At 66.8% G+C, this 12315-nt stretch carries 7 protein-coding genes; all 7 read left to right on the forward strand.

Annotated features, from left to right (window positions below; all coding sequences use genetic code 11):
• Positions 1 to 93: 93 nt before the first annotated feature.
• The 7 genes from ACIREI_RS30065 (at position 94) to ACIREI_RS30095 (ending at position 11989) form a co-directional block, all read left to right on the forward strand.
• Positions 94 to 903 (forward strand): hypothetical protein, encoded by an 810-nt coding sequence (locus tag ACIREI_RS30065; RefSeq protein ID WP_403339305.1) that lies wholly within the window; start codon positions 94 to 96, stop codon positions 901 to 903.
• Between the two features lie 100 nt (positions 904 to 1003).
• Positions 1004 to 1861: a hypothetical protein gene (locus ACIREI_RS30070; protein WP_403339307.1), complete on the forward strand. Its 858-nt coding sequence runs from the start codon at positions 1004 to 1006 to the stop codon at positions 1859 to 1861.
• A gap of 288 nt (positions 1862 to 2149) precedes the next feature.
• Positions 2150 to 2680: a 50S ribosomal protein L10 gene (gene rplJ, locus ACIREI_RS30075; RefSeq protein ID WP_030046352.1), complete on the forward strand. Its 531-nt coding sequence runs from the start codon at positions 2150 to 2152 to the stop codon at positions 2678 to 2680.
• 114 nt (positions 2681 to 2794) lie between these two features.
• Complete coding sequence (gene rplL, locus ACIREI_RS30080; protein WP_403339310.1) at positions 2795 to 3184, forward strand: 50S ribosomal protein L7/L12; 390 nt, start codon at positions 2795 to 2797, stop codon at positions 3182 to 3184.
• A 591-nt stretch (positions 3185 to 3775) separates the two neighbouring features.
• Complete coding sequence (gene rpoB, locus ACIREI_RS30085; protein WP_403339312.1) at positions 3776 to 7261, forward strand: DNA-directed RNA polymerase subunit beta; 3486 nt, start codon at positions 3776 to 3778, stop codon at positions 7259 to 7261.
• Positions 7262 to 7359: 98 nt separating this feature from the next.
• Positions 7360 to 11259, forward strand: a complete 3900-nt coding sequence (locus ACIREI_RS30090; protein WP_403339315.1) for a DNA-directed RNA polymerase subunit beta' — start codon at positions 7360 to 7362, stop codon at positions 11257 to 11259.
• Between the two features lie 163 nt (positions 11260 to 11422).
• A complete protein-coding gene (locus ACIREI_RS30095; protein WP_403339318.1) occupies positions 11423 to 11989 on the forward strand; it encodes a DUF1707 and DUF4190 domain-containing protein in 567 nt (188 codons plus the stop codon).
• Positions 11990 to 12315 lie beyond the last annotated feature (326 nt).

Genomic DNA, 12315 nt, shown 5'->3' on the forward strand with positions numbered 1-12315 from the left:
CTTCCCGGGTGCGGGGCCCGTCCCCGTTCTCCGGCCCGTTTGTCAGTGCCCTGGGTTAACGTGCATTCACGGGATGGGCACAGGGGGGGACGAATGACGAGCACGAGGGCGGGCCGGTCGGTCTTCTGGGTCGCGCTGCTGACCGCGCTGACGGCCCTGGCCGCCTGCACGTCCTCCGACGGAGCCGACGGGAGGAAGGACCGCGCCACCCCTGATCGCGCCGTGACCGCAGCCCTGCGCACCGTCGAACGGTCCACCGACGCCGCCGAGTCCGCCCGCGTCGACTCCACGACGACCATGGGCTCGACGCTGTCCATGAGCGCCGACGGCACCCTCGCCTGGGGCGACGGCCTCACCGGCACCCTGACGATCACGTACACGGGCGGCACGACGGCCGAGACCATGCGCCGACTGGGCACCACGTCGATGGAGGCCCGCTATCTCCCCGACGCCTACTACGCGCGCATGGGTGACACATTCGCCGAGAAGGCCGACGGCAAGCACTGGATCAAGTACGGCTACGACGACCTGAAGCGCTACGCCGGCACTGCCGGAGCGGATCTCGCGGACCAGATGCGCGGCACCGCGCCGCATACGTCGGTGAAGCTGCTCCTGTCTTCCACGGACGTACGGAAAGTCGGCGAGGAGAAGGTGAGAGGCGAGCACACCACGCACTACTCCGGGACGGTGCGGGGCGAGGGCGCCACCACGCAGAGCTTCGACATATGGGTCGACGAGCGGAACCTGCTGGTCAAGAAGGTCGAGAAAGGCCGGACGGCCACGGGACGGCTGACCCAGACCGCCTACTACAGCGACTACGGCGTGAAGGCAGCGGTCGAGAAGCCTCCGGCGGGGGACACCGCGGACTTCAAGGAGTTGCTGAAGGACCCTGAGGGCCACTGAACGGCAGGGAATTCACAAGACCGTTCAGGGTTCCTGGGCTACGCTCCCGATCTTGCTGTGCGCTGACCACGCACCAGCCATGCGTTCCTTGGGGGGATCAATGAGCCTTGCCGTACGTGCCTTCGTGCCGCCTCGGGTGGTGGGTGCGGGCCTCGCGGCGCTGCTGCTCGCCGGCTGCGGGACAGGGGCCGGCACGGAGCGGTCCGCGGCCTCAGCGGCCGCCGACGCCGTCGCGCGGGCCGTGGAGAGGTCCGAGGACGTCACATCCCTGCACTACCGCGTGACCGGCCGGTTTCCGCAGCGGGGGCGGATAGCGGACGAGGCGGCTGTCGGTACGAAACCGGTGGCGGCGCGGCTCAGGACGGCCAACCTGAGCGGCGACGAGAAGGGCGAGTCCGAACTGCTTCTCGTCGGCGGGGTGCTGTACGGCAGCGCGAGCGACGACATGGTCGAGGAAATGGGCGGCCGCCACTGGATCAGCTACGGCCCGAAGGCCGAGTTCACCACGCACGGCGGCCTGCGCATGGACGTCGGCGGCCTGCGCGACCAAGTGAGCCGCAACCCGGCGCGGGAAGCGGCCTTCCTGGCCGCCGCCGAGGACGTGAAGCGGATCGGCTCCGAGAAGGCCGACGGCGCCGACACCACGCACTACGCGGCCACGGCCACCGTCGACGAGCTCCGCGCCTCCCTCCGGAAGATCGACGACAAGGCCACCCGGCAGAGCCGTGAGAACAGCCTTGACCAGTACGAGAAGCTGGGCGTGGACGAGCTCACCCTGGACGTGTGGGTCGACGGCACCGACCGCGTCAGGCGGCTCCGCACCCAGGGCTTCGGCCGCCACGGTCAGCTCGACCTGACCTATACGTTCCTCGATTACGGCAAGCCGGTGACGGTCCGGGCACCCCGCGCCGACGACACGGTGGACCTGCGCAAGCCGCTGAAGAAGAGCGGGAGCTGAGGGCCGTAGGGGCCGATTTGCTTGACGGCGACCGAGTCCCGTACTCTCCTAAAGAAGCCCAAGACCGCTGGTCGTTGCCGTGCACTCGCAAGAGGGTGCGGTGGCCGAAGGATCCGCTGAACTGCGGACGACCCGCGCAGGTGACAGTGGAAGAGCTCCCGGAGTACGTACGTCTCGTATGTACGCCCGGTCGAGTCCGCCCCGTGCGCCTGCGCCGGGGCGTTTCGTTTTCCCCAGTCCTCCTTCGGGTCCGCGCGGTCAGAATCACCCGGAAGGAGGCCGAGGCTCATGGCGAGGCCCGACAAGGCTGCCGCAGTGGCCGAGTTGACGGAGCAGTTCCGCAACTCCAACGCTGCCGTGCTGACCGAGTACCGCGGTCTCACCGTGGCGCAGCTCAAGACGCTGCGTCGTTCGCTCGGTGAGAACGCCCAGTACGCCGTGGTGAAGAACACGCTGACCAAGATTGCGGCCAACGAGGCCGGGATCACGACGCTGGACGACCTGTTCAACGGTCCGACGGCTGTCGCCTTCGTCACCGGTGACCCGGTGGAGTCGGCGAAGGGTCTCCGTGACTTCGCCAAGGACAACCCGAATCTCGTCATCAAGGGCGGTGTCCTTGAGGGTAAGGCGCTCAGCGCCGACGAGATCAAGAAGCTTGCGGACCTCGAGTCCCGCGAGGTTCTGCTCAGCAAGCTGGCCGGTGCCTTCAAGGCGAAGCAGTCCCAGGCTGCCTCCGTCTTCCAGGCGCTGCCGTCGAAGCTCGTCCGCACGGTGGACGCGCTCCGCGCCAAGCAGGCCGAGCAGGGCGGTGCCGAGTAATTCGGCTCGCACACTGGCCGCCGCAGCCTGACCGCGGAGGCCACAGCGGGCCGACGTACGCCCGCCTCACCCAGTACATCCGGCACCTGCCGATTTAGTGGAAGGACCGCCATCATGGCGAAGCTCAGCCAGGAAGACCTGCTCGCGCAGTTCGAGGAGATGACCCTCATCGAGCTCTCCGAGTTCGTGAAGGCCTTCGAGGACAAGTTCGACGTCACCGCCGCCGCTGCCGCGCCGGTCGTCGTCGCCGGTGGTGCCGCTGGTGGCGCCGCCGCCGAGGCCGCCGAGGAGAAGGACGAGTTCGATGTCGTCCTCACCGGCGCCGGCGACAAGAAGATCCAGGTCATCAAGGTCGTGCGTGAGCTGACCTCCCTCGGCCTGAAGGAGGCCAAGGACCTGGTCGACGGTGCGCCGAAGCCGGTTCTGGAGAAGGTCAACAAGGAGGCCGCGGACAAGGCCAAGGAGTCCCTCGAGGGCGCCGGCGCCTCCGTCGAGGTCAAGTAAGACCTTCCCGGTCTTGCGGGTCGAGTACGACCTCCGCGCTTGCTGAAAACGGCCTCCTGAGGCTGTAACGCAGTCGCACCGAAGAGCGATCATCCATTCGGGTGGTCGCTCTTCGGCGTTCCTGGGGGCGCGGCCACGGTTACCTTGCGCCCGCTTCGGCGGGGGGTATGGTGATCTTCGTCGTGTCTCCGGGAGCCCCTGGGTTCGGGCGTGGGGGCCTTGACGAACCGCACGCAGCGCGCAATTCTCAGGACGCGTCGTCACAAGGATCCGAATCCGAGGCATGGATCGGCGACGAAGAGGGCAGTATCAACGTGCATTGAGGGCGAGCATGCCGAGGGCGTTGAGAACAACGAGGGTCGCGAAAAACCCGCACTGGACATCAGTGTGCCAAGTGGCTACACTGACCCTTTGCGCTGCCTGTTAGCTGTCCCCTGCCCGTCACCAGGGGCATGCCCTCGCTGAAGCACCGATGACCGGACCGTCCCTGACCTGGCCATTCTTTGGTCGGAGATGGAAACGCCTGTCTCTGTGCCCCGGTGAGGGGCCGGTACGCGCGTAGTGAGTCCGAGCCCTCGGAAGGACCCCCTCTTGGCCGCCTCGCGCACTGCCTCGACCGCGAATACGAACAACGGCGCCAGCACCGCCCCGCTGCGCATCTCTTTTGCAAAGATCAAGGAGCCCCTCGAGGTTCCGAACCTGCTCGCGCTGCAGACCGAGAGCTTCGACTGGCTGCTCGGCAACACCGCCTGGCAGAGTCGGGTCGAGGCGGCTCTGGAGTCCGGTCAGGATGTCCCCACCAAGTCCGGCCTCGAGGAGATCTTCGAGGAGATCTCCCCGATCGAGGACTTCTCCGGGTCGATGTCGCTGACGTTCCGCGACCACCGCTTCGAGCCCCCGAAGAACAGCATCGACGAGTGCAAGGAGCGCGACTTCACGTACGCCGCTCCGCTCTTCGTCACGGCCGAGTTCACGAACAACGAGACCGGCGAGATCAAGTCCCAGACGGTCTTCATGGGCGACTTCCCGCTCATGACGAACAAGGGCACGTTCGTCATCAACGGCACCGAGCGTGTCGTGGTGTCGCAGCTGGTCCGTTCGCCCGGTGTCTACTTCGACTCCTCCATCGACAAGACGTCCGACAAGGACATCTTCTCCGCCAAGATCATCCCGTCCCGGGGTGCCTGGCTGGAGATGGAGATCGACAAGCGCGACATGGTCGGTGTCCGCATCGACCGCAAGCGCAAGCAGTCCGTCACCGTCCTGCTCAAGGCGCTCGGCTGGACGACCGAGCAGATCCTCGAGGAGTTCGGCGAGTACGAGTCGATGCGCGCCACCCTGGAGAAGGACCACACCCAGGGCCAGGACGACGCGCTGCTCGACATCTACCGCAAGCTGCGTCCGGGCGAGCCCCCCACGCGTGAGGCCGCGCAGACGCTCCTTGAGAACCTCTACTTCAACCCGAAGCGCTACGACCTCGCCAAGGTCGGCCGCTACAAGGTCAACAAGAAGCTGGGTGCGGACGCTCCGCTGGACGCGGGCATCCTGACCGTCGAGGACATCATCTCGACGATCAAGTACCTGGTGAAGCTGCACGCGGGCGAGACCGAGACGGTCGGCGACAGCGGTCAGAGCATCGTCGTCGAGACCGACGACATCGACCACTTCGGCAACCGTCGTCTGCGCAGCGTCGGCGAGCTCATCCAGAACCAGGTCCGCACCGGTCTGGCTCGTATGGAGCGCGTCGTCCGTGAGCGCATGACGACCCAGGACGTCGAGGCGATCACGCCGCAGACCCTGATCAACATCCGGCCGGTCGTCGCCTCCATCAAGGAGTTCTTCGGCACCAGCCAGCTGTCGCAGTTCATGGACCAGAACAACCCGCTGTCCGGGCTGACGCACAAGCGTCGTCTGTCCGCGCTCGGTCCGGGTGGTCTGTCCCGTGAGCGGGCCGGCTTCGAGGTCCGTGACGTGCACCCGTCTCACTACGGCCGTATGTGCCCGATTGAGACCCCTGAAGGCCCGAACATCGGTCTGATCGGTTCGCTCGCCTCCTACGGCCGCGTCAACGCGTTCGGTTTCGTGGAGACGCCGTACCGCAAGGTCGTCGACGGTCAGGTCACCGACGAGGTCGACTACCTGACGGCCGACGAAGAGGACCGCTTCGTCATCGCGCAGGCCAACGCCACGCTCAACGACGACATGCGCTTCGCCGAGAACCGCGTCCTGGTTCGCCGCCGTGGCGGCGAGGTCGACTACGTCGCCGGTGACGACGTGGACTACATGGACGTCTCGCCGCGCCAGATGGTGTCGGTCGCGACCGCCATGATCCCGTTCCTCGAGCACGACGACGCCAACCGTGCCCTCATGGGCGCGAACATGATGCGTCAGGCCGTGCCGCTGATTAAGTCCGAGGCCCCGCTCGTCGGCACCGGCATGGAGTACCGCTCCGCCGTCGACGCCGGTGACGTGGTCAAGGCCGAGAAGGCGGGTGTGGTCCAGGAGGTCTCCGCGGACTACATCACCACCGCCAACGACGACGGCACGTACATCACGTACCGCCTGGCCAAGTTCGCCCGTTCCAACCAGGGCACCTCGGTCAACCAGAAGGTCATCGTCCACGAGGGCGACCGGATCATCGAGGGCCAGGTCCTCGCCGACGGTCCTGCCACCCAGCAGGGCGAGATGGCGCTGGGCAAGAACCTGCTCGTGGCGTTCATGCCGTGGGAGGGTCACAACTACGAGGACGCGATCATCCTGTCGCAGCGCCTCGTGCAGGACGACGTCCTCTCCTCGATCCACATCGAGGAGCACGAGGTCGACGCCCGTGACACCAAGCTCGGCCCCGAGGAGATCACCCGGGACATCCCGAACGTCTCCGAGGAGGTCCTCGCCGACCTCGACGAGCGCGGCATCATCCGTATCGGTGCCGAGGTCATCGCCGGTGACATCCTCGTCGGCAAGGTGACCCCGAAGGGTGAGACCGAGCTGACGCCGGAGGAGCGCCTGCTGCGCGCGATCTTCGGTGAGAAGGCCCGTGAGGTCCGTGACACCTCGCTGAAGGTGCCGCACGGCGAGACCGGCAAGGTCATCGGCGTGCGCGTCTTCGACCGCGAGGAGGGCGACGAGCTTCCCCCCGGTGTCAACCAGCTGGTGCGCGTGTACGTGGCGCAGAAGCGCAAGATCACCGACGGTGACAAGCTCGCCGGCCGTCACGGCAACAAGGGTGTCATCTCGAAGATCCTTCCCATCGAGGACATGCCGTTCCTCGAGGACGGAACTCCGGTCGACATCATCCTGAACCCGCTGGGTGTGCCGTCCCGAATGAACCCGGGACAGGTCCTGGAGATCCACCTCGGCTGGCTCGCCAGCCGCGGCTGGGACGTCTCCGGCCTCGCGGACGAGTGGGCGCAGCGCCTCCAGGCGATCGGCGCCGACTCGGTCCAGCCGGGCACCAACGTCGCGACCCCGGTCTTCGACGGTGCCCGTGAGGACGAGCTCGCGGGTCTGCTGCAGCACACCATCCCGAACCGCGACGGCGAGCGCATGGTGCTCCCGACCGGTAAGGCGCGGCTGTTCGACGGCCGTAGCGGTGAGCCGTTCCCGGACCCGATCTCGGTCGGCTACATGTACATCCTGAAGCTGCACCACCTGGTCGACGACAAGCTGCACGCCCGCTCGACCGGCCCGTACAGCATGATCACCCAGCAGCCGCTGGGTGGTAAGGCCCAGTTCGGTGGCCAGCGGTTCGGTGAGATGGAGGTGTGGGCGCTGGAGGCTTACGGCGCCGCGTACGCCCTCCAGGAGCTGCTGACCATCAAGTCCGACGACGTCACCGGCCGCGTGAAGGTCTACGAGGCCATCGTCAAGGGCGAGAACATCCCCGAGCCCGGCATCCCCGAGTCCTTCAAGGTGCTCATCAAGGAGATGCAGTCGCTCTGCCTGAACGTGGAGGTGCTGTCCAGCGACGGTATGTCCATCGAGATGCGTGACACCGACGAGGACGTCTTCCGCGCTGCGGAGGAGCTCGGCATCGACCTGTCCCGGCGCGAGCCGAGCAGCGTCGAAGAGGTCTGACGGGAGTCCGGCGGGGCCCTCACCCACAGGGCCCCGCCGACCCCCAGGCCCCCGTTTCAGACCCCAAGACTTACAACCCTGAGAGGGATTGACGCATAGTGCTCGACGTCAACTTCTTCGATGAGCTCCGGATCGGTCTGGCTACCGCTGACGACATCCGTCAGTGGAGCCACGGCGAGGTCAAGAAGCCCGAGACCATCAACTACCGCACCCTCAAGCCCGAAAAGGACGGACTCTTCTGCGAGAAGATCTTCGGTCCGACCCGGGACTGGGAGTGCTACTGCGGCAAGTACAAGCGCGTCCGCTTCAAGGGCATCATCTGTGAGCGCTGCGGCGTCGAGGTGACTCGCGCCAAGGTGCGTCGTGAGCGGATGGGCCACATCGAGCTGGCCGCGCCTGTCACGCACATCTGGTACTTCAAGGGTGTCCCGAGCCGGCTGGGCTACCTGCTCGACCTGGCTCCCAAGGACCTCGAGAAGGTCATCTACTTCGCGGCGTACATGATCACGTACGTCGACGAGGAGCGCCGTACGCGTGACCTGCCCTCCCTGGAGGCGCACGTCTCCGTCGAGCGGCAGCAGATCGAGAACCGCCGGGACGCCGACCTGGAGGCCCGCGCCAAGAAGCTCGAGACCGACCTGGCCGAGCTGGAGGCCGAGGGCGCCAAGGCCGACGTGCGCCGCAAGGTGCGCGAGGGTGCCGAGCGCGAGATGAAGCAGCTGCGTGACCGTGCGCAGCGCGAGATCGACCGTCTCGACGAGGTGTGGACCCGGTTCAAGAACCTCAAGGTCCAGGACCTCGAGGGCGACGAGCTGCTCTACCGCGAGCTGCGGGACCGCTTCGGCACCTACTTCGACGGTTCGATGGGTGCCGCGGCGCTGCAGAAGCGCCTGGAGTCCTTCGACCTCGACGAAGAGGCCGAGAAGCTCCGCGAGATCATCCGTACCGGCAAGGGCCAGAAGAAGACCCGTGCGCTCAAGCGCCTGAAGGTCGTCTCCGCGTTCCTGCAGACCAGCAACAGCCCCAAGGGCATGGTGCTCGACTGCGTGCCGGTCATCCCGCCGGACCTTCGCCCGATGGTGCAGCTGGACGGTGGCCGCTTCGCGACCTCCGACCTGAACGACCTGTACCGCCGTGTGATCAACCGCAACAACCGTCTGAAGAGGCTCCTTGACCTCGGCGCGCCCGAGATCATCGTCAACAACGAGAAGCGCATGCTTCAGGAGGCTGTTGACGCCCTCTTCGACAACGGTCGTCGTGGTCGCCCGGTCACCGGTCCGGGCAACCGCCCGCTGAAGTCCCTCAGCGACATGCTGAAGGGTAAGCAGGGTCGATTCCGTCAGAACCTGCTCGGTAAGCGTGTGGACTACTCCGCGCGTTCCGTGATCGTCGTCGGTCCGCAGCTGAAGCTGCACCAGTGCGGTCTGCCGAAGGCGATGGCGCTGGAGCTCTTCAAGCCGTTCGTGATGAAGCGCCTGGTCGACCTGAACCACGCGCAGAACATCAAGAGCGCCAAGCGCATGGTGGAGCGCGGCCGCACGGTCGTGTACGACGTCCTCGAAGAGGTCATCGCCGAGCACCCGGTTCTGCTGAACCGTGCTCCCACCCTGCACCGCCTCGGCATCCAGGCCTTCGAGCCGCAGCTGGTCGAGGGCAAGGCCATCCAGATCCACCCGCTCGTCTGCACCGCGTTCAACGCGGACTTCGACGGTGACCAGATGGCCGTGCACCTGCCGCTGTCCGCGGAGGCGCAGGCCGAGGCCCGCATCCTGATGCTGTCCTCGAACAACATCCTCAAGCCCGCCGACGGCCGTCCGGTGACGATGCCGACCCAGGACATGGTCCTCGGTCTGTTCTTCCTCACCACCGACGGCGAGATGCGGGACGTCAAGGGCGAGGACCGCTCCTTCTCCTCCGTCGCCGAGGCGATCATGGCTTTCGACGCGGGCGAGCTGTCGCTCCAGTCGAGGATCGACATCCGCTTCCCGGTCGGCACCATCCCGCCGCGTGGCTGGACCCCGCCGGCGCAGGAGGAGGGTGAGCCGGAGTGGCAGCAGGGTGACTCGTTCCGGCTGCGGACGACCCTGGGCCGTGCGCTCTTCAACGAGCTGCTGCCCGAGGACTACCCGTTCGTCGACTACGAGGTCGGCAAGAAGCAGCTCTCCGAGATCGTCAACGACCTCGCCGAGCGCTACCCGAAGGTCATCGTGGCGGCGACGCTCGACAACCTGAAGGCGTCCGGCTTCTACTGGGCCACCCGTTCCGGTGTCACCGTGGCCATCTCCGACGTCGTCGTTCCCGAGGCGAAGAAGGAGATCGTCAAGGGCTACGAGGCGCAGGACGAGAAGGTCCAGAAGCAGTACGAGCGCGGTCTGATCACCAAGGACGAGCGCACGCAGGAGCTCATCGCGATCTGGACCAAGGCGACCAACGAGGTCGCCGAGGCGATGAACGACAACTTCCCGAAGACCAACCCGATCTTCATGATGGTGAACTCGGGTGCACGAGGCAACATGATGCAGATGCGTCAGATCGCCGGTATGCGTGGTCTGGTGTCGAACGCGAAGAACGAGACGATCCCGCGTCCGATCAAGGCGTCGTTCCGTGAGGGCCTGTCCGTGCTGGAGTACTTCATCTCCACGCACGGTGCCCGTAAGGGTCTGGCGGACACCGCTCTGCGTACCGCCGACTCGGGTTACCTCACCCGTCGTCTGGTCGACGTCTCCCAGGACGTCATCATTCGCGAGGAGGACTGCGGCACCGAGCGCGGCCTCAAGCTGGCCATCGCCGAGCGCGGCGCCGACGGCGTCCTGCGCAAGGCGGACAACGCCGAGACCAGCGTGTACGCGCGCTGCCTCGCCGAGGACATCGTCGTCGACGGCAAGGTGCTCGCCCCGGCGGGCGTCGACCTCGGTGACGTCCTCATCGACCAGCTGGTCAAGGCCGGCGTCGAGGAGGTCAAGACCCGCTCGGTCCTGACCTGCGAGTCCGCCGTCGGTACCTGCGCCATGTGCTACGGCCGCTCGCTGGCCACCGGCAAGCTGGTCGACATCGGTGAGGCGGTCGGCATCATCGCCGCCCAGTCCATCGGTGAGCCCGGTACCCAGCTGACGATGCGTACCTTCCACACCGGTGGTGTGGCAGGTGACGACATCACCCAGGGTCTGCCGCGTGTCGTCGAGCTCTTCGAGGCCCGTACCCCGAAGGGTGTCGCCCCGATCTCCGAGGCCTCCGGCCGCATCCGGATCGAGGAGACCGAGAAGACCAAGAAGATCGTCGTCACCCCGGACGACGGCAGCGACGAGACGGCGTACCCGATCTCGAAGCGTGCCCGACTCCTGGTCAGCGAGGGCGAGCACGTCGAGGTGGGCCAGAAGCTCACCGTGGGTGCCACCAACCCGCACGACGTGCTGCGCATCCTGGGCCAGCGTGCCGTCCAGGTCCACCTGGTCGGCGAGGTCCAGAAGGTCTACAACTCGCAGGGTGTGTCGATCCACGACAAGCACATCGAGATCATCATCCGGCAGATGCTGCGCCGTGTGACGATCATCGAGTCCGGCGACGCCGAGCTGCTGCCCGGCGAGCTGGTCGAGCGCTCGAAGTTCGAGACCGAGAACCGTCGTGTGGTCCAGGAGGGCGGTCACCCGGCCTCCGGTCGTCCGCAGCTGATGGGTATCACCAAGGCCTCGCTGGCGACGGAATCCTGGCTGTCGGCCGCCTCCTTCCAGGAGACGACCCGAGTCCTGACGGACGCGGCGATCAACGCCAAGTCCGACAGCCTCATCGGCCTCAAGGAGAACGTCATCATCGGTAAGCTCATCCCGGCCGGTACGGGTCTGTCCCGCTACCGCAACATCCGGGTCGAGCCGACCGAGGAGGCCAAGGCCGCGATGTACTCGGCCGTCGGCTACGACGACATCGACTACTCGCCGTTCGGCACCGGCTCCGGCCAGGCCGTTCCGCTGGAGGACTACGACTACGGTCCGTACAACCAGTAAGGCGTACGTCCACTGAAGGGCGGTCACCTCTCGGGGTGGCCGCCCTTCGGCGTCCCCTGGGGCCGGGGATCGTCTCCGGGTTTTCTCCGGGGGCACCCCGATGCCTGGGATGCTGGACGGGCGCATCATTGAGAGAGTCCGACCATTGCGGGGGAGGTGCTCCATGACACATCCGTCGTGGCAGCCGTGGCAGGGCAACGGTGTTCCACAGCCATGGCAGGGGAGCGGGGTCCCCCAGCCATGGGCCGGCGCCGGTGCTCCCGCGATGCTGGCCTCGCACGCCGACCGTGAGCGTGCCGTGGACGTGCTCAAGGCCGGGTACGGAGAGGGGCGGCTGGCGCACCCCGAGTTCGAGAGGCGGGTCGCGCGGGCCTACGCGGCCCGTACGGTGGGCGAGCTGGCCCTGCTGGTCGCGGACCTGCCCCAGGGCCCCATGGCGCAGCCGGCGGCCGTCATGCCCGTACCTGCGGCCTTCGTGCCGGTGCCCCGGCCGCAGGCGAACGGGAAGGCGGTCGGTTCCGCCGTGTGCGGCGTGCTGTGTCTGGCGTCCTTCGGACTCACCGGGGTCCCGGCGGTGGTCCTGGGACACGCGGCACGCGCCGAGATACGCCGCACCGGGGAGAGCGGCGACGGACTCGCCCTGACCGGGCTCGTGCTCGGCTGGCTGTCGACCGGGTGTTGGGCGGTGCTGCTGACGCTGATGGTCGTGGCCGCCGCCGTGTCGGGATGAGGTCCGGGAGAGGCGGTCTGACGTGGCCGTATCGGGGATTCGAAGATCAAACACGCCGTACGGTCTTGACATCGGCCGTATGGCGATGCGGGCGAGGCCCGTTTGTTTTGACCGCAGCGAATGAGGTAGGTACGCTCAGACCTTGTGCCTGGGGTGTGCCCTGGCTCTCGTGCGTGCCTTCAACCGCATAGCGAGCTGTGAGCGGCCACCGTAATCTGTGCTCTTTTCGCCTCGCGGCGGGAATCCGCCGGATTCGACACACCCGACCGCGTGGGTCGGCGACGTTCCAGGTTAGCTGTACCCATCGGCACACAGAAACCGGAGAA

Origin of the sequence: Streptomyces sp. NPDC093591, from assembly GCF_044764885.1 — a bacterium.
GTDB lineage: Bacteria > Actinomycetota > Actinomycetes > Streptomycetales > Streptomycetaceae > Streptomyces.

Bases quoted from the DNA above. Each gene is read 5' to 3' on its own strand.
- ACIREI_RS30065 (WP_403339305.1), top strand. From the start codon at position 94: ATGACGAGCACGAGGGCGGGCCGGTCGGTCTTCTGGGTCGCGCTGCTG.
- ACIREI_RS30070 (WP_403339307.1), top strand. From the start codon at position 1,004: ATGAGCCTTGCCGTACGTGCCTTCGTGCCGCCTCGGGTGGTGGGTGCG.
- rplJ (WP_030046352.1), top strand. From the start codon at position 2,150: ATGGCGAGGCCCGACAAGGCTGCCGCAGTGGCCGAGTTGACGGAGCAG.
- ACIREI_RS30095 (WP_403339318.1), top strand. From the start codon at position 11,423: ATGACACATCCGTCGTGGCAGCCGTGGCAGGGCAACGGTGTTCCACAG.
- rplL (WP_403339310.1), top strand. From the start codon at position 2,795: ATGGCGAAGCTCAGCCAGGAAGACCTGCTCGCGCAGTTCGAGGAGATG.